Raw genomic sequence first — 15777 nt, forward strand, 5'->3', positions numbered from 1 at the left:
GACATGGCCCTGACCCTCGACAACTACTTCGCTGCCGGCTGGCGCGACCAGACCCACACCTGCCCCGCCTGCGAATGGCAGGGCACCTCGCGCGAGATGAGCATGGAACTGCACGAGGACGAGGCCGAGTTCGATTGCCCGCAGTGCGAGAACCCCATCCTGCTGGTGGTCCACCCCAGCCTGGCCCAGGTGCAGGCAGCTGCCGCCGAGGGCCACCCCGAGGCGATCGAACAGCTGGAGATCCTGGCTTCGGTGCCGCGCCCGGACTGATGCACTGCAAGATGCCTGCGCCGACGTCCGCGCCTAGACTGAAAACGATTTCAGCCGAGGAAAGACAATGGCACGACAGCGCGCGGCGTGGTGGATGTGGGTGGTGGCGGTGCTCGTCCTGAGCGGCTGTGCCACGACCCGCGTTGCGGACAAGGGGCACTTCGTGGAGCGCAGCGTCACCGTGGACGGGCGCGCGTCGCGCTACCAGGTATTCGTGCCGCGCGATGCCAAGGCGCAGCGCGGCGCATTGCCCGTGGTGTTGTTCCTGCATGGGTCGGGCGAGCGTGGCAGTGACGGCCATCGCCAGACCACCGCCGGGCTGGGCCCGCACCTGCGCGACCACGCGCGCGACTTCCCGGCACTGGTGGTGCTGCCACAGGCGCCGGAAGACCAGGAATGGTCGGGCATCAACAACCGCATCGCGCTGGCCGCGCTGGATGCCACCATCGTCGAGTTCGGCGCCGATCCTGCGCGGCAGTATCTCACCGGCATGTCGATGGGCGGCTACGGCAGCTGGAACATCGCGCTGGAACACCCCACCCGTTTCGCCGCGATCGTGCCGGTGTGCGGCGCGGTGCTGGCGCCGCGCGCGGTGCGGGCGTCATTGTTCGTGGAGTCCGTGGCGAACGAAGCCGATCCCTATGCCGCCATCGCCGAGCGCCTCAAGGCCACGCCGATCTGGATGTTCCATGGGGCACTGGACGATGTGGTGCTGCCCGCCGACGACAGAAAATTGAAGGCCGCGTTCGATGCCGCCGGCGCCGGCGACGTGCGCTACACCGAGTACCCGCAGGGCAACCACAACGCCTGGGATGCGACGTATGCGGATGCGGCGATGTGGGATTGGCTGTTCGCGCAGAAGCGGTAGCGCCGGCCGTTGGCCGGCTGCTTTTCGATCCGGGTCATGGACGTCTGGTGGGTGGCTTCGGATCGTGTAAACGCCGGATGGATGATCGGTGGCGGTGATGATGCCGCCTTCGGGTGCTTGGGCCGCGCTGCGCGCGGTTTCCGGCCAACGGCCGGGGCTACGAATTTTTACGGGCCCATTGGGATTGGGGTCAATCAAACGTGAGCTTCGGATCGTTTAAACGCCGGATGGATTATCGGTGGCGGTGATGATGCCGCCTTCGGATGCTTGGGCCGCGCTGCGCGCGGTCTCCGGCCAACGGCCGGGGCTACGAATTTTTACGGGCCCATTGGGATTGGGGTCAATCGACCGTGGGCTTCGGATCGTTTAAACGCCGGATGGATTATCGGTGGCGGTGATGATGCCGCCTTCGGATGCTTGGGCCGCGCTGCGCGCGGTGTCCGGCCAACGGCCGGGGCTACGAATTTTTACGGGCCCATCGGGATTGGGGTCAATCGACCAAAAGCCACAGTCCGGTAGCGCCGGCCGTTGGCCGGCCTTCGTATGGCTACCTACACTCCATGACGGTAACGGCCGATGTGTATGTCGGCATTTCCCTGAATCACCACTACGCCCCATCCGCCGAGGATGGGAGGATGAGCAGCCATCGTCTACGTCTTGGGCGCCGCAGCATTGTCGGGCAGGTTTACGTCATGACGACGCGTTGTGCCGGGCAGTCCCGTTGGTTTGATGATCCTGAAGCCGCAGAGATCGTGGTCAATCAGCTTCGACAGATGGACCGGAGCCGATGCGCCCACACCCTGGCATGGGTCGTCATGCCCGACCACATTCACTGGATGTTTGAACTGCGCTCGCATTCACTTGCGTACGTCGCGCGGCGCTTCAAATCTTCCAGCGCGCTGTCGCTTAACCGCCTGAAGGGTAGACAGGGCAAGGTGTGGCAACCCGGATTCTTCGATCATGCGGTGCGTGCCGACGAAGCCTTGTTACGCCACGCGCACTACATCGTTGGCAACCCGATACGCGCGGGAATCACCGCGAACATCGGCGACTACAAACATGCATGGTGTCGTTGGCCGCTATAGGCATCGTCCAGCATTGCGTTCCGGCCAACGGCCGGCGCTACCGACAAACGCGTCGATGGCGACGCCACATCCATCCGCAGCCCACGGTTGATTGATCCCAATCCCAATGGGTCCGTAAAAATTCGTAGCCCCGGCCGTTGGCCGGAAACCGCGCGCAGCGCGGCCCAAGCATCCGAAGCCGGAAACACACCGCCCCCGTATTCCGTCCAACGTTCACACGATCCGAAGCCCACGGTTGATTGATCCCAATCCCCATGGGCCCGTAAAAATTCGTAGCCCCGGCCGTTGGCCGGAAACCGCGCGCAGCGCGGCCCAAGCATCCGAAGCCGGAAATACCCCGCCCCCGTATTCCGTCCAACGTTCACACGATCCGACGCGGCCCCCATCACCCCAACAACGTTTCCAGCACCGCCATGCGCACCGCCACGCCGTTGGCCACCTGGCGCAGCACCCACGACTGCGGGCCGTCGGCCACTTCGTCGGTGACTTCCACGCCACGGTTGATCGGGCCCGGGTGCAGCACGGCCGCGTCCTGGCCGGCGCGCTTCAGGCGCGCGGCGTTCAACCCGTATTCGGCGTGGTACTGCTCGATCGACGGCACCAGGCCTTCTTCCATCCGCTCACGCTGCAGGCGCAGCATCATCAGCGCATCCACGCCTTCCAGCATCTGATCGAAATCCTGGCCGACGATGCAGCCCTTCAGCGTGTCATCGTCCGGCAGCAGCGACTGCGGGCCGCACACGCGGATCTCGCCCACGCCCAGCGTGCGCAGGGCATGCAGGTCGGTGCGGGCCACGCGCGAGTGCTTCACGTCGCCGACGATCACCACCTTCATCTTCGAGAAATCGCCGCCCTTGGCCTGGCGCAGGGTCAGCATGTCCAGCAGGCCCTGGGTCGGGTGCGCGCTGCGGCCGTCGCCGGCATTGATCAGCGCGGTGCCCTCGCCCGCCGCGGTGGCCAGCTCGGCCACGGCGCCGTCATCCGGGTGGCGCACCACGAAGCCACGCACGCCCATCGCTTCCAGGTTCTTCAATGTGTCGCAGGCGGTTTCGCCCTTGCGCGCGGACGAGGTGGAGGCGTCGAAATTCAGCACGTCCGCGCCCAGCCGCTGCGCGGCCAGCTGGAACGAGCTGCGGGTGCGGGTGGAGGGTTCAAAGAACAGCGTGCACACCGCCGAACCGCCCAGCACTTGGCGCTTGTTGCCGACCCGGCCGACCGCCGCATCGCGGATCTGGCCGGCGCGGTCGAGCAGCTGCAGCAGGGTTTCGCGGGGCAGACCTTCCAGGGTCAGCAGGTGGCGCAGGCGTCCGTCGGAATCGAGTTGCGAGGCGGTCATGGGCAGGGTCTGGGGGTCAGGAAACGGGGGTGGCATCGTCCGGCGAGGACAGCCAGCGTTCGATGATCACCGCGGCGGCCACCGCATCCAGCGTGGCCGCATCGCGGCGCCGCTTGCGGCCTTCGGCGCGCTCGACGGCGAACCGGCGGGCCGCTTCGACCGAGCTGGAGCGCTCGTCGATCAGCACCACCGGCAGCTTGAAACGTTCCCGCAGCTGGCGGGCAAAGCCCTGCGCACGCTTGCGGTTGGGTTGGTCCTGGCCATCCAGGGTGAGCGGGTCGCCCACCACCAGGCCATCGGGCCGCCATTCCTTGATCAGGCGTTCGACCGCGGTCCAGTCCGGGCCGTTGCCGTGCACGTCCACCACGGCGATGGCGCGGGCATGGGTGCCGAAGGAACTGCCGATCGCCACCCCGATCCGGCGCGAGCCGACATCGAAGCCGAGCACGGTGCCGTCGCGGCGGATGGTGGCCGGCTCAGACATTGCCGCTGTAGTCCGTCAACCGGAACAGGTCCACCCCGATCCGCGCGGCGGCGCCCTGCCAGCGCTGCTCCAGCGGCGTGGCGAACAGCAGTTCGGCATCAGCCGGCACGGTCAGCCAGCTGTTGTCGGCGATCTCGCCTTCCAGCTGGCCCTCGGTCCAGCCGGCACAGCCCAGCGTGACCAGCACATTGCGCGGGCCTTCGCCGCGGGCCATGGCTTCGAGGATGTCGCGCGAGGTGGTCAGGTACACGCCCTCGCCCACCTGCAGGCTCGATTCCCACGCACGTGCATCGTCATGGATGACGAAGCCACGCTCGGGATGCACCGGGCCGCCATTGAGCACCACCTGGTCGCGCAGGACGAGGTCGTCGGTCTGGATCTCCATCTGCGCCAGCACATCGCCCAGCGTGTACTCGGACGGCTGGTTGACCAGCACGCCCATGGCACCGTTCTCGTCGTGCTGGCAGATCAGGCTTACGGTGCGCGCGAAGGTCGGATCGGTCAGCGACGGCAGCGCAACCAGCAGGTGATCGGCAAGGGAGGTAGGCAACGTGGACATGGGCCCATTCTACCCGCTGCATCCTCACACGGGCGTGAGCCTCGGCTACGATGCGTGCAGTCATGGACGTGTGTACGCAATGGAGAGCACGATGAACCCGCAGCCCCCCCTTTCCCCTGCCTCGCGCGCCGCCATCGTGCTGATCGCGCTGTTGCAGGGCCTGATGCTGTACGCGGTGCAGGAAGCGGCCGACCACGGGCCGTTCCAGGCATTCGCCACGCGCCTGTGCTGGTACACCTGGGTGCTGAGCGTCCCCACCGCCGTTGCGCTGACCCTGGTGGACCTGCGCGACCGCCGCCTGTGGCTGCACGCGGCGCTGGCGTCGGCCGTGGTGCTGGCGATGGCCGGCTGGATCGGCTGGAACCTGGGCGGAACGCCCGACGACCTGCGCCAGGCACCGCTGCTGATGCCGTTCTCCGTCTGCGTGGCCGTCGCGGTGTTCGTCGCGCTGCCGTGGTGGCAGTTCCGGCTGCAGCACGGACGCTGGCGCGCCACCTACGCAGCCCTGTTCGAGCGCGCCTGGCAGAACGGGCTGACCCTTGCGCTGGCACTGGGCTTCACTGGGCTGACCTGGATGCTGCTGTGGCTGTGGGCGGCGCTGTTCGACCTGGTGGACATCCACTTCTTCCGCGACCTGTTCCGCGAAAAAGCCTTCATCGCGCTGGCTACCGGCATGCTGTTCGGGTTCGGCGTGCTGATCGGGCGCACCCAGGACCGGGCCATCCAGGTCATCCGCCAGGTGCTGTTTGCCGTGGCGCGCGGCCTGCTGCCGCTGCTGGCGTTCATCGCGGTGATCTTCGTGGTCTGCCTGCCCTTCACCGGGCTGGAGCCGCTGTGGCGCACGCGCTCGGCGGCCACGGTACTGCTGGCCCTGGTGCTGCTGCTGATCGTCTTCAGCAACGCGGTGTACCAGCACGAAAGCGAGCTGCCGCCCTACCCTGCGTGGCTGCGCCGGCTGGTCGAGGCCAGCCTGCTTACGCTGCCGGTGTATGCGGCACTGGCGCTGTATGCGATGGGCCTGCGCATCAGCCAGTACGGGGTCACCCTGGAGCGCTTCTGGGCGCTGCTGGCGGCGCTGCTGCTGTTCGGTTACGCGGTGGGTTATGCGCTGGCCGCGGTGCACAGGCGCGGGCGCTGGCTGCAGCGGATCGAACCGGTCAACCGCTGGATGTGCTGGGTGGTGCTGGGTGCGGCGGTGCTGGCCAATACACCGGTACTGGACCCGATCCGGATCAGCCTGGCCAGCCAGGTCGCCCGGCTGCAGGCAACCGCGCCGGCAATCAAGGGCGAAGACGCCACCGATCTGCGCTTCGGCTATGGCCGGCGCGGCGCCGAGGTGCTGAAGGAACTGCAGCAGGACCCGCGCTTCCGCGACGATCCGCGTGCAAGCACCCTGATCGCCAATGTCCTGAGCGTGGACGCGCGGCAAGTCCGTTATGGGAACTACAGCGACGCCATCAAAGACCTCAAGGTGCTGCAGCAGCAGCTGAAACTGGCCAAGAGCAGCCCGGCGCCAGACCCGGACTGGTGGCAGGCGTTGCTGGCCAGGACCGTGAACGTCAGCAGCTGCCTGGAAATGGACGAGGTCTGCGTGGCACTGCGCCGCGACCTGGATGGCGATGGCGTGGACGAGATGCTGTTGTGCCACGAGCCCTCGTGGGGTGGCGCGGTATGCCGCCTGCACGCGCGCGATGGCAAGGACTGGACCGATGCCGGCAAGATCGAGTTCCCGATGCCCTCCGAATACCGCGGCGACCCGGCGTACGACCCGCTGCTGCGGGGTAACCTGACGATCCATCCAGCACGCTGGCCGCAACTGTCGCTCGGCGATGGGCCTAGACTGGGCATCGAACAACCTCCCGTTGAAGACGACACCCCATGAGCGGCTACTGCCTCATCGCACCGGGCCATCCGGTGCACGGTCATTACCATGACCACGAATATGGCTTCCCGCAGCGCGACGAACGCGAGCTGTTCGAGCGCCTGCTGCTGGAAATCAACCAGGCCGGGCTGAGCTGGGAAACCATCCTGAAGAAGCGCGAAGGGTTCCGCGCGGCCTACAGCCAGTTCGATGTGGATACCGTGGCCGGCTACGGCGAGCGCGACGTGGAGCGCCTGCTCAACGACCCGGGGATCATCCGCAACCGGCTCAAGGTGCACGCGGCCATCCACAACGCCCAGGTGATCCAGCAGCTGCGGGCAAGCCACGGCAGCTTCGCGGCATGGCTGGATGCGCACCACCCGCGCGACAAGGCCGAGTGGGTGAAGCTGTTCAAGAAGACGTTCCGCTTCACCGGCGGCGAAATCACCGGCGAATTCCTGATGAGCCTGGGCTACCTGCCCGGCGCGCACAGCCCGGATTGCCCGGTGTACAAACGCCTGCAGAAACTCAAGAAAACCGGGTAAACCCTCAGACGCCCATGTAGCGGCCGGGCCGATGGTTGAACATCAGCACCAGGCTCAGCACCACCGCGCCGATCGCCGAATACATCACTTTGTCCGGCGAAAGCACGAAGAACGCCACGCCCATCAGCAGCGTGTCGAACGACATCTGCACCTTGCCCGCGCTCCAGCCGCGGGTGCGCTGCAGGTACACCGCCAGGATGCCGATGCCGCCCAGGCTGGCGCGGTGGCGGATGTAGAACAGGATGCCCAGCCCGGCCAGCGCGCCGCCCACCAGCGCCGAATACAGCGAGCTCATGTGGGCGAAATCGGCCCAGCGCGGCAGCAGGTCGGTAAGCACGCCGCAGGCGGTGACCGCCGCGAAGGTCTTCAGGGTGAATTCCCAGCCCATGCGCCGCACCGCCACCCAGTAGAACGGCAGGTTGACCAGCACGAACACCAGGCCGAAATTCCAGCCGAACGCGTAGTGAGCCAGGAACGCCAGGCCGGCCATGCCGCCGATCATCAGCCCGCCCTTGGCGAAGATCGCCAGGCCCAGCGAGGCCACCAGAGTGGCCAGGATCATGCCCTGCACGTCCTCGGCCACCGAATGGCGCAGGGCTTTGGCATCGGCCACGGTGCCGGCGCTGTCCGGCGGCGGGGTCAGCGGGCCGGCGGTGACCAGATGGCCGTCAGCGTCGTCGCACGGCGCGGGGCCATGGGATTCAAGGGACATGGGGGGTGGGGCCAGACACGTGGGGAGCGGTATTAGACACGATCCGCGTGACAGTTGCAGGTGAAATCGATTCATCCCGCAACGAATGACCGCTTCACCCGGTCCGGTCTTTCAAATGGTGGGCCACCAAGGCGTTGGCATGGCCATGGCCCAGGCCATGCTGGCTCTTGAGGAAGGTGACCAGGGCCATGTGCCTGAGCCCGCCCTGCGTGGCCAGCAGGGCAAGCCAGTGTCCCACTGGCTGCCCATAGGTCTTTTCGATGGACGGGAAGTACGACGCGGGACCTTTGACCGGGGCGGTGTCGCTCATGACCTGTTCCTTGCAGAGGGGTTCATCCACTACGACGCTGGCCAGGGCACGAAATCGACATCCGTCAGCGGGTGACCTGCTTCTGCCGTTCCGCGTTGTAGCGGTCGCCCACGATGGCGATGCCGTCCAGCGCCGCCGCGATCTGCTGCAGGTCGGCCTCGTGCAGAACCAGCTCGGCAGCGGCCAGGTTCTCTTCCAGCCGGTGCAGCTTGGTGGTGCCGGGAATCGGCACGATCCAGGGGTTGCGCGCCAGCAGCCAGGCCAGCGCCACCTGCGCCGGGGTGGCCTGGCGGGCGGCGGCAATGGCGCCGATGGCCTCGACCAGCGCCTGGTTGGCGCGGCGCGCCTCCACCGCAAAGCGCGGCAGCGAGCTGCGGAAATCGGTGGGCGCAAACTCGGTATCGGCGGTGATCGCCCCGGTCAGGAAGCCGCGCCCCAGCGGGCTGAACGGCACGAAGCCGATGCCCAGCTCTTCAAGCACCGGCAGCACGCTCTGCTCCGGCTCGCGCCACCACAGGGAGTACTCGCTCTGCAGCGCCGCCACCGGCTGCACCGCATGCGCGCGGCGGATGCTGGTTTCGCCGGCTTCGGACAGCCCGAAGTGCTTCACCTTGCCTTCCGCGATGAGGTTCTTCACCGTGCCGGCGACATCTTCGATGGGCACGTTCGGGTCGACCCGGTGCTGGTAGAACAGGTCGATGCGGTCGGTCCTGAGCCGCTGCAGGCTGGCCTCGCAGACGGCGCGGATGTTCTCCGGGCGGCTGTCCAGCCCCAGGTCGGCATTGGCCTCCTTGAACCCGAACTTGGTCGCAATGACCACCTGGTCGCGGTACGGCGCCAGTGCCTGGCCCAGCAGTTCCTCGTTGCGGAACGGGCCGTAGACCTCGGCGGTGTCGAAGAAGGTCACCCCGCGTTCCACCGCTGCGTGCAGCAACGCAACGCCATCGCTCACCTGCGGCGCGGTGCCATAGGCATGGCTCAGGCCCATGCAGCCCAGCCCGAGCGCGGAAACGCGCAGGCCGCTGTTGCCAAGGATTCGTGTCTGCATGGGGTGCTCCTTCGAGTAGGGACCCAAACGATACGCCCGCTCACGCCGGCGATTGCACTGCCGGAACCACTGGTGGTCATGAGCAGAGCTCATCAATGGCGCCTGCGGGTGCAGGCGCCATCTACCTGCCTCAGCGTTCGGCCACGGTCCCGATCAGGGCCAGCAGGAGCAGCAGGCCACCGGCGATGATCACCAGGATGTGCCAGACGTTGAGCCGGTCCATGCGCTCCATGTCGATCCGTTCATCCTGGTGGTAACGGCGCAGCAGGCTGTTGACCGGCAGCAGCGGTACGAATGTGAACAGCGCCAGCAGCCAACCGGCGTTGGGCAGCCGGCTGGCGAAGTTGAGCAGGAAGTAGGTCACCGCCAACAGTCCTGGCGCGAAGGCCAGTTCGCGACGCCGGCTGCTGGCCGCGTCACTCAGCTCGCGGAAGCAGAAGAACGACCAGATCGGTGAGAACAGCGCGCGCGCCCAGGGCCACTGGTCGCCGCCGGTCTCTCGCTTGATCGCCTGCCAGTTCCGCCAGAACCAGTACATCGGGTACAGCCCGAGCGTAGTGGGTGAAAGCAGCACCATTTTCAGCGTGGAAGGCGAGTAGTACTCGGCCGCATCGGAAATCGCCCGTGCCTGGGACTGGGATTCCGGCAGCGTGCCGGGCAAAGCAGGTGGCATCGGAATGGTCGCCGGTGCGCGGTAGGGATCATGCAATTCCATGTGCATTCTCATCATTGGCAGTGTCACCGGCGCGGTGCCGGCCCCTTGAAACACCACTTGCAACAAAGGCGCGCCGGCATTGCACCGTACGCGCCCGGTTTCCCCGCCCGCAGCTTCAGCGGACTTCGGAAATCTCCACGCCGTCCAGGCCCTGCGACAGCGTGCGTGCGTCGCCGCCCTGCGAGAGCTTGATGCGCAGGCGCACCTCGTTCTGCGAATCGGCGTAGCGCAGCGCGTCTTCGTAGCTGATCTCGCCGGCCTGGTAGAGCTCGAACAGGCTCTGGTCGAAGGTGCGCATGCCCAGCTGCACCGATTCCTTCATCACTTCCTTGAGCTTGTGGATCTCGCCGTCGCGGATGTAATCCTGCACCAGCGGCGTGCCCAGCATGATTTCCATCGCCACCTTGCGCGACTTGCCATCCGGCGAAGGCACGAGCTGCTGGGCGACCACGCCCTTGAGGTTCAGCGACAAATCCATCAGCAGCTGGCTGCGGCGGTCTTCCGGGAAGAAGTTGATGATGCGGTCCATCGCCTGGTTGGCGTTGTTGGCATGCAGGGTACACAGCACCAGGTGGCCGGTTTCGGCGAACGCGATGGCATGGTCCATGCCTTCGCGGGTACGCACTTCGCCGATCATGATCACGTCCGGCGCCTGGCGCAGGGTGTTCTTCAGCGCCGCTTCCCAGCTGTCGGTATCGATGCCCACTTCGCGCTGGGTGATGATGCAGCCTTCGTGCTTGTGCACGAATTCGATCGGGTCTTCGATGGTGATGATGTGCCCGGTGGAATTCAGGTTGCGGTAACCGATCATCGCCGCCAGCGAGGTGGACTTGCCGGTACCGGTCGCACCCACGAACAGGATGATGCCGCGCTTGGTCATCGCCAGCGTCTTGATGATCGGCGGCAGGCTCAGCTCTTCCACGGTGGGAATGCGGGTTTCGATGCGGCGCAGGACCATGCCGACCTGGTTGCGCTGGTAGAAGCAGCTCACGCGGAACCGGCCCACGCCGGACAGGCCGATGGCGAAGTTGCACTCGTGGGTTTTTTCGAACTCTTCGCGCTGCGCCGGCGTCATCACGTTCAGCACCAGGTCGCGGCTCTGCTGCGGCGTGAGCGGGGTCTGGGTGATGGGCGAGATCTTGCCGTTGACCTTGATCGCCGGCGGCATGCCCGCGGTGATGAAAAGGTCCGACGCCTTCTGGTGCGCCATCAGCTTGAGGAACGAGGTGAAGTCGATGGTGGTGCTGGTGGTGTTCATTGCGGTGGACTCCGGATGCCTTGCCGAGGGCCGGCCAACGTTATGCCCGGCATCCTGCCGGGCACCCTACGGGCCGTCGCTTCGCGACCTTGAGAACGGCTCCTGCCGTTCTCTTCGGCGCTGTCTTTATTCGAAGATGCGCTTGTCCTTGGCGTATTCCTTGGCCTGGTTGCGCGTGATCAGGCTGCGCTTGACCAGGTCCTGCAGGTGCTGGTCGAGCGTCATCATGCCCATCTGCTGGCCGGTCTGGATCGCCGAGTACATCTGCGCCACCTTGTCTTCGCGGATCAGGTTGCGGATGGCAGGGGTGCCCACCATGATTTCCCACGCGGCGGTGCGCCCGCCGCCCACCTTCTTGAGCAGTGCCTGCGAAATCACCGCGCGCAGCGATTCGGACAGCATCGAGCGCACCATCGGCTTTTCGCCGGCGGGGAACACGTCGATGATGCGGTCGATGGTCTTGGCCGCCGAGCTGGTGTGCAGCGTGCCGAACACCAGGTGGCCGGTTTCGGCGGCGGTCAGCGCCAGCCGGATGGTTTCCAGGTCGCGGAGTTCGCCGACCAGGATGATGTCCGGGTCTTCACGCAGTGCCGAACGCAGTGCTTCGTTGAAGCCGTGCGTATCGCGGTGCACTTCGCGCTGGTTGATCAGGCACTTCTGCGAGGTGTGCACGAATTCGATCGGATCCTCGACGGTGAGGATGTGGCCGTATTCGTTCTTGTTGATGTAGTCGATCATCGCCGCCAGCGTGGTCGACTTGCCCGAACCGGTCGGGCCGGTCACCAGGATCAGGCCCTGCGGCTGGTCGATCAGCTCGCGGAAGATCGGCGGCGTGTTCAGGTCTTCCAGGGTCAGCACTTCGGACGGAATGGTACGGAAGACCGCACCGGCGCCACGGTTCTGGTTGAACGCGTTGACGCGGAAGCGCGCCAGGCTGGGAATCTCGAACGAGAAGTCGACTTCGAGGAATTCCTCGTAATCGCGGCGCTGCTTGTCCGACATGATGTCGTAAACGAGCGCGTGGACCTGCTTGTGGTCCAAGGCCGGAATGTTGATGCGACGGACATCGCCGTCCACGCGGATCATCGGCGGCAGGCCTGCCGACAGATGAAGGTCCGACGCTTTGTTCTTAACGGAAAACGCCAACAGCTCGGCGATATCCATACGCTGCTACTCCCCATAGACTGCTGCGACTGGAAGGATCTTTCCCCGGTCGGCAGTATAGCCTCCCTGATCCACCGCGAAATCTCTTTGTGTCCTGCCCCGTGAGCGCCCACCCGTGACCGCCCTGCCCCTGCCCACCCTGCTGCTGAACCTGCACAACGCGGCCACGGCCGCCGGGCGGCCACCGCCGCGCCTGCTGGCGGTGTCCAAGACCCAGCCGGCCGAGGCCGTGGCGGCGCTGGCGGCGCAGGGCCAGCGCGCGTTCGGCGAGAACTACGTGCAGGAAGCAGTGGCAAAGATCGATGCGCTGGCGGCCCTGGGGCTGGAGTGGCACCTGATCGGCCACCTGCAGTCCAACAAGGCCGACCTGGCCGCGCAGCGCTTCGACTGGGTGCAGAGCGTGGACCGGGCCAAGCTGGTCACCGCCCTGGCCGCGCACCGCCCGGCCGCGTTGCCGCCGTTGAACGTGCTGGTGCAGGTCAATATCGACGATGAAGGCAGCAAGCACGGCTGCACGCCTGACGCCGTGCCGGCGCTGGCCGCCGCCATCGCCGCCGAACCACGCCTTTGCCTGCGCGGGCTGATGGCCATCCCTGCGCCGTGGCCGGACCCACACCGCCGCGCCCAGGCCTTTGAACGCATGCACGCGCTGTTTGCCGATCTGGCCACCCGCTACCCGCAGGCCGATACCCTCTCGATGGGCATGAGCGGCGACTACCCCGACGCCATTGCCCACGGCGCGACCATGGTCCGCGTCGGCACCGCCTTGTTCGGCGCACGGCATTGAGGGGCCCACCCACCCGTAGCGCGGGCCCCTGCCCCGCGGCCCAGATCACCTACAAGGATGCCCAATGAGCACTTCGATCACCTTCATCGGCGGCGGCAACATGGCGCGCAGCCTGATCGCCGGCCTGGTCCGCCAGGGCACTGCCCCGGGCAACATCCACGTGGCCGAACCGGTGGCCGGGCTGCGCAGCCAGCTCAGCACCGACTTCGGCGTGAAGACCTACGCCAGCGCCAGCGAAGCGGCCGCGCAGGGCGCGGTATGGGTGCTGGCGGTGAAGCCGCAGGTGCTGCGCGATGTCTGTGCGTCACTGGCGGAGATCGCCCAGGCCCAGGCCCCGCTGGTGGTGTCCATCGCCGCCGGCATCACCAGTGCGCAGCTGCTGCGCTGGCTGGGCGGTACCGGCGCGGTGGTACGCGCCATGCCCAATACCCCGGCGCTGCTGGGTGCAGGCGTGACCGGTCTGTTTGCCACCGCAGAGGTCAGCGCCGAACAGCGTGGCCAGGCCGACACCGTGCTGGCCAGCGCCGGGCGCACGGTGTGGATCGAGGATGAAGCACGCATGGATGCGGTCACCGCCGTCTCCGGCAGTGGCCCGGCCTATGTGTTCCTGTTGGCCGAGGCGATGGAAGCGGCCGGCATCGCGCAGGGCCTGCCGGCCGACGCCGCGCGCACGCTGGTGGTGCAGACCCTGCTGGGCGCCAGCCGCATGCTGGACGAATCCGGCGAAGCCCCGGCCGAGCTGCGTCGGCGCGTCACCTCGCCGAACGGCACCACGCAGGCCGCGATCGAGAGCTTCCAGGGCGCCGACTTCGAGGCCATCGTGGCGCGCGCGATCGACGCGGCGACGCGACGGGGACAGGCGTTGTCGGCGGCCAACGACTGATCCGGGTCAGCCCCAGCGCTGCGCGCCATCCCCCTGCTCGCCCAACGCGTCGCCGGGATTGGCCAACCGGCAGCGCTTCAGTGAAAGACACCCACAGCCGATGCAGTCGGTGAGCTGGTCGCGCAGCAGCAGCAGTTCCTCGATGCGTTGATCCAGCTCGCCGCGCCACAGCGCCGACATCTTCGCCCACTCGGCGCGGGTCGGCGTCTTGTTTTCCGGCAGCGCTGCAAATGCATTGGCCACCGCTTCCAACGGCATGCCCACCCGCTGTGCGACGCGGATCACCGCCAGCCGACGCAGTACGTCGCGGCTGAAGCGACGCTGGTTGCCGGCCGTGCGCAGGCTGCGGATCAGCCCCTTGCGCTCATAGAAGTGCAGCGCCGATACCGCCACGCCGCTGCGACGTGCCACGTCGCCTACACTCAGCTCCTGCGCGATCACTGCTTGACCTCAACCATCGTTAAGGTGTCATCGTGCGGCACCTCGCGGTGTGCCGCAAGCACCGCGCTTCTTCGTTGTCTGGAATCCGCATGTCTTCCGATGTCGCTGCACTGCCCGCCGACGGCTCCACGTCGATCCTCTCGCCGCGCTACCGCGCCACCACCATCGGCATGGTCGCGCTGGTGTCGCTGCACGCGTTCGAAGCGCTGGCCGTGGCTGCGGCCATGCCTACCGTGGCGCATGAGCTGGATGGCCTGCGCCTGTACGCGCTGGCGTTCGGCGGCACGCTGGCCACCAGCGTGATCGGCATGACACTGGCGGGCCGCTGGAGCGACCGGCTTGGCCCGGCCCGGCCGTTGTGGCTGGGCCTGTGCTGCTTCATCGCCGGCCTGCTGGTGGCCGGGCTGGCCCAGCACATGCCGGTGCTTGTGATCGGCCGGCTGCTGCAGGGGCTGGGCGCCGGTGCCATTTCCGTTTCGCTGTACGTGCTGGTCGGGCGCACGTTTCCCGAATCGCTGCGGCCACGCGTCTTTGCCGCGTTTTCGGCAGGTTGGGTGGTGCCCTCGCTGATCGGGCCGGCCATCAGCGGCCTGATCGTGCAGCACGCCGGCTGGCGCTGGGTGTTCCTGGGTGTGCCGTTGCTGGCCATCCCGGCCGCGCTGCTGCTGCGGCCCGCCCTGCGCGCGGTGCCGCCGCTGGCTGCCGCGCCGCGTTCGGAGGGCAGCGTGGTGCGCTGGGCGATCGGTGCGTCGGTCGGCGCGCTGCTGCTGTACGTGGGCGGCCAGCAGGTAGGCTGGCCGGCCCTGGCCGTGCTGCTGCCGGCGGTGGCGCTGTTGGCGCTGTGCAGCTGGAAGCTGCTGCCGCGCGGCACCCTGCGCCTGCGCCGTGGCCTGCCCAGCGTGATCGCCCTGCGCGGTATTGCGGCGTCGGCGTTCTTTGGCTGCGAAGCGTTCCTGCCGCTGCTGCTGCAGCGTGAGCGTGGCCTGAGCCCCCTGCTGGCCGGGGTGGCGTTGAGCCTGGGCGCGTTGGGCTGGTTCAGCGGGTCGTGGTTCCAGGGCCATGGCGGCCAGGGGCTGTCGCGTCGCCAGCTGCTCACCGCCGGCGCGCTGCTGATGTGTACCGGCATCATCGGCACCGCGCTGGCGATCCAGCCCGGCGTACCGTTGGCCCTGGCGCTGGCCGGGTGGACCTTGACCGGACTCGGCATGGGGCTGATCTACCCGAGCCTGTCGGTGCTGACGTCGTCGTTGTCGCCGCCGGCGCAGCAGGGCGCGAACACCTCTGCGCTGCAGTTGAGCGAGGCGCTGGGCGTGGCCACCACGCTGGCCGTTTCCGGCTCGCTGTTCGCGCTGATGCTCTCGGTGGATGTCACCCTGGGCTATCTGCAGACGTTCGCGATCATGTTGCTGCTGGCCGCTGCGAGCGTGCTGGTGGCGCGGCGGGTCTGACCG

At 67.2% G+C, this 15777-nt stretch carries 18 protein-coding genes; 8 read left to right on the forward strand and 10 right to left on the reverse strand.

What is annotated here, in order from left to right; translation table 11 throughout:
* Positions 1–3: 3 nt before the first annotated feature.
* From QE395_RS13655 to QE395_RS13665, 3 genes are all read left to right on the forward strand, one after another.
* Entirely contained in the window at positions 4–270 is a 267-nt protein-coding gene (locus tag QE395_RS13655) for a hypothetical protein (protein WP_249833859.1), read from the forward strand.
* A gap of 67 nt (positions 271–337) precedes the next feature.
* On the forward strand, positions 338–1138 hold the full coding sequence (locus QE395_RS13660) for an alpha/beta hydrolase-fold protein (RefSeq protein WP_306989601.1): 801 nt from the start codon (positions 338–340) through the stop codon (positions 1136–1138).
* Between the two features lie 635 nt (positions 1139–1773).
* Entirely contained in the window at positions 1774–2223 is a 450-nt protein-coding gene (locus QE395_RS13665) for a transposase (RefSeq protein ID WP_306989603.1), read from the forward strand.
* Between the two features lie 385 nt (positions 2224–2608).
* On the opposite strand, the gene QE395_RS13670 is transcribed toward QE395_RS13665, so the two are convergent.
* The 3 genes from QE395_RS13670 to QE395_RS13680 are packed head-to-tail and all read right to left on the reverse strand — an operon-like array spanning position 2609 to position 4602.
* Positions 2609–3559, reverse strand: coding sequence for an aspartate carbamoyltransferase catalytic subunit (locus QE395_RS13670; protein WP_306989604.1), 951 nt, complete (start codon positions 3557–3559; stop codon positions 2609–2611).
* A 16-nt stretch (positions 3560–3575) separates the two neighbouring features.
* Positions 3576–4043, reverse strand: a complete 468-nt coding sequence (ruvX, locus tag QE395_RS13675) for a Holliday junction resolvase RuvX (protein WP_068849771.1) — start codon at positions 4041–4043, stop codon at positions 3576–3578.
* Positions 4036–4602: a YqgE/AlgH family protein gene (locus QE395_RS13680; protein WP_068849768.1), complete on the reverse strand. Its 567-nt coding sequence runs from the start codon at positions 4600–4602 to the stop codon at positions 4036–4038. Before QE395_RS13680 ends, ruvX begins: the two co-directional genes overlap by 8 nt.
* Positions 4603–4693: 91 nt before the next feature.
* Between QE395_RS13680 and QE395_RS13685 the strand changes: the two genes are divergently transcribed.
* Both QE395_RS13685 and QE395_RS13690 read left to right on the forward strand, forming a co-directional pair.
* The gene (locus QE395_RS13685) at positions 4694–6484 is read left to right on the forward strand and encodes a DUF4153 domain-containing protein (protein WP_306989608.1); all 1791 of its coding nucleotides are present in this window, start codon (positions 4694–4696) and stop codon (positions 6482–6484) included.
* On the forward strand, positions 6481–7008 hold the full coding sequence (locus tag QE395_RS13690) for a DNA-3-methyladenine glycosylase I (RefSeq protein ID WP_093533322.1): 528 nt from the start codon (positions 6481–6483) through the stop codon (positions 7006–7008). Before QE395_RS13685 ends, QE395_RS13690 begins: the two co-directional genes overlap by 4 nt.
* A gap of 4 nt (positions 7009–7012) precedes the next feature.
* Here QE395_RS13690 and QE395_RS13695 read toward each other — a convergent pair whose 3' ends face one another.
* The 6 genes from QE395_RS13695 to QE395_RS13720 form a co-directional block, all read right to left on the reverse strand.
* The gene (locus QE395_RS13695) at positions 7013–7720 is read right to left on the reverse strand and encodes a YitT family protein (protein ID WP_184125063.1); all 708 of its coding nucleotides are present in this window, start codon (positions 7718–7720) and stop codon (positions 7013–7015) included.
* 94 nt (positions 7721–7814) lie between these two features.
* A complete protein-coding gene (locus QE395_RS13700; RefSeq protein WP_068854565.1) occupies positions 7815–8030 on the reverse strand; it encodes a DUF4287 domain-containing protein in 216 nt (71 codons plus the stop codon).
* Between the two features lie 64 nt (positions 8031–8094).
* On the reverse strand, positions 8095–9078 hold the full coding sequence (locus QE395_RS13705) for an aldo/keto reductase (RefSeq protein ID WP_306989610.1): 984 nt from the start codon (positions 9076–9078) through the stop codon (positions 8095–8097).
* Between the two features lie 130 nt (positions 9079–9208).
* Complete coding sequence (locus QE395_RS13710; RefSeq protein ID WP_210131823.1) at positions 9209–9793, reverse strand: hypothetical protein; 585 nt, start codon at positions 9791–9793, stop codon at positions 9209–9211.
* Positions 9794–9908: 115 nt separating this feature from the next.
* Positions 9909–11051 carry a PilT/PilU family type 4a pilus ATPase gene (locus QE395_RS13715; RefSeq protein WP_068849744.1) on the reverse strand — a complete coding sequence of 381 codons (1143 nt, stop codon included), beginning with the start codon at positions 11049–11051 and terminating at the stop codon, positions 9909–9911.
* Positions 11052–11177: 126 nt separating this feature from the next.
* Entirely contained in the window at positions 11178–12215 is a 1038-nt protein-coding gene (locus tag QE395_RS13720; RefSeq protein WP_068849741.1) for a type IV pilus twitching motility protein PilT, read from the reverse strand.
* A gap of 115 nt (positions 12216–12330) precedes the next feature.
* Here QE395_RS13720 and QE395_RS13725 point away from each other — a divergent pair, with 115 nt between their 5' ends.
* Both QE395_RS13725 and proC read left to right on the forward strand, forming a co-directional pair.
* Positions 12331–13002, forward strand: a complete 672-nt coding sequence (locus tag QE395_RS13725) for a YggS family pyridoxal phosphate-dependent enzyme (protein ID WP_306989613.1) — start codon at positions 12331–12333, stop codon at positions 13000–13002.
* 64 nt (positions 13003–13066) lie between these two features.
* Complete coding sequence (proC, locus tag QE395_RS13730; protein ID WP_095363720.1) at positions 13067–13885, forward strand: pyrroline-5-carboxylate reductase; 819 nt, start codon at positions 13067–13069, stop codon at positions 13883–13885.
* 6 nt (positions 13886–13891) lie between these two features.
* Here proC and soxR read toward each other — a convergent pair whose 3' ends face one another.
* Positions 13892–14326: a redox-sensitive transcriptional activator SoxR gene (gene soxR, locus QE395_RS13735; protein WP_176472643.1), complete on the reverse strand. Its 435-nt coding sequence runs from the start codon at positions 14324–14326 to the stop codon at positions 13892–13894.
* A gap of 89 nt (positions 14327–14415) precedes the next feature.
* Here soxR and QE395_RS13740 point away from each other — a divergent pair, with 89 nt between their 5' ends.
* The gene (locus QE395_RS13740) at positions 14416–15774 is read left to right on the forward strand and encodes an MFS transporter (RefSeq protein WP_306989615.1); all 1359 of its coding nucleotides are present in this window, start codon (positions 14416–14418) and stop codon (positions 15772–15774) included.
* Positions 15775–15777 lie beyond the last annotated feature (3 nt).

It is taken from the genome of Stenotrophomonas sp. SORGH_AS_0282 (assembly GCF_030818125.1).
Classification (GTDB): domain Bacteria; phylum Pseudomonadota; class Gammaproteobacteria; order Xanthomonadales; family Xanthomonadaceae; genus Stenotrophomonas; species Stenotrophomonas rhizophila_A.

Bases quoted from the DNA above. Each gene is read 5' to 3' on its own strand.
- QE395_RS13655 (WP_249833859.1), top strand. From the start codon at position 4: ATGGCCCTGACCCTCGACAACTACTTCGCTGCCGGCTGGCGCGACCAG.
- QE395_RS13660 (WP_306989601.1), top strand. From the start codon at position 338: ATGGCACGACAGCGCGCGGCGTGGTGGATGTGGGTGGTGGCGGTGCTC.
- QE395_RS13665 (WP_306989603.1), top strand. From the start codon at position 1,774: ATGAGCAGCCATCGTCTACGTCTTGGGCGCCGCAGCATTGTCGGGCAG.
- QE395_RS13670 (WP_306989604.1), bottom strand. From the start codon at position 3,559: ATGACCGCCTCGCAACTCGATTCCGACGGACGCCTGCGCCACCTGCTG.
- ruvX (WP_068849771.1), bottom strand. From the start codon at position 4,043: ATGTCTGAGCCGGCCACCATCCGCCGCGACGGCACCGTGCTCGGCTTC.
- QE395_RS13680 (WP_068849768.1), bottom strand. From the start codon at position 4,602: ATGTCCACGTTGCCTACCTCCCTTGCCGATCACCTGCTGGTTGCGCTG.
- QE395_RS13685 (WP_306989608.1), top strand. From the start codon at position 4,694: ATGAACCCGCAGCCCCCCCTTTCCCCTGCCTCGCGCGCCGCCATCGTG.
- QE395_RS13690 (WP_093533322.1), top strand. From the start codon at position 6,481: ATGAGCGGCTACTGCCTCATCGCACCGGGCCATCCGGTGCACGGTCAT.
- QE395_RS13695 (WP_184125063.1), bottom strand. From the start codon at position 7,720: ATGTCCCTTGAATCCCATGGCCCCGCGCCGTGCGACGACGCTGACGGC.
- QE395_RS13700 (WP_068854565.1), bottom strand. From the start codon at position 8,030: ATGAGCGACACCGCCCCGGTCAAAGGTCCCGCGTCGTACTTCCCGTCC.
- QE395_RS13705 (WP_306989610.1), bottom strand. From the start codon at position 9,078: ATGCAGACACGAATCCTTGGCAACAGCGGCCTGCGCGTTTCCGCGCTC.
- QE395_RS13710 (WP_210131823.1), bottom strand. From the start codon at position 9,793: ATGGAATTGCATGATCCCTACCGCGCACCGGCGACCATTCCGATGCCA.
- QE395_RS13715 (WP_068849744.1), bottom strand. From the start codon at position 11,051: ATGAACACCACCAGCACCACCATCGACTTCACCTCGTTCCTCAAGCTG.
- QE395_RS13720 (WP_068849741.1), bottom strand. From the start codon at position 12,215: ATGGATATCGCCGAGCTGTTGGCGTTTTCCGTTAAGAACAAAGCGTCG.
- proC (WP_095363720.1), top strand. From the start codon at position 13,067: ATGAGCACTTCGATCACCTTCATCGGCGGCGGCAACATGGCGCGCAGC.
- QE395_RS13740 (WP_306989615.1), top strand. From the start codon at position 14,416: ATGTCTTCCGATGTCGCTGCACTGCCCGCCGACGGCTCCACGTCGATC.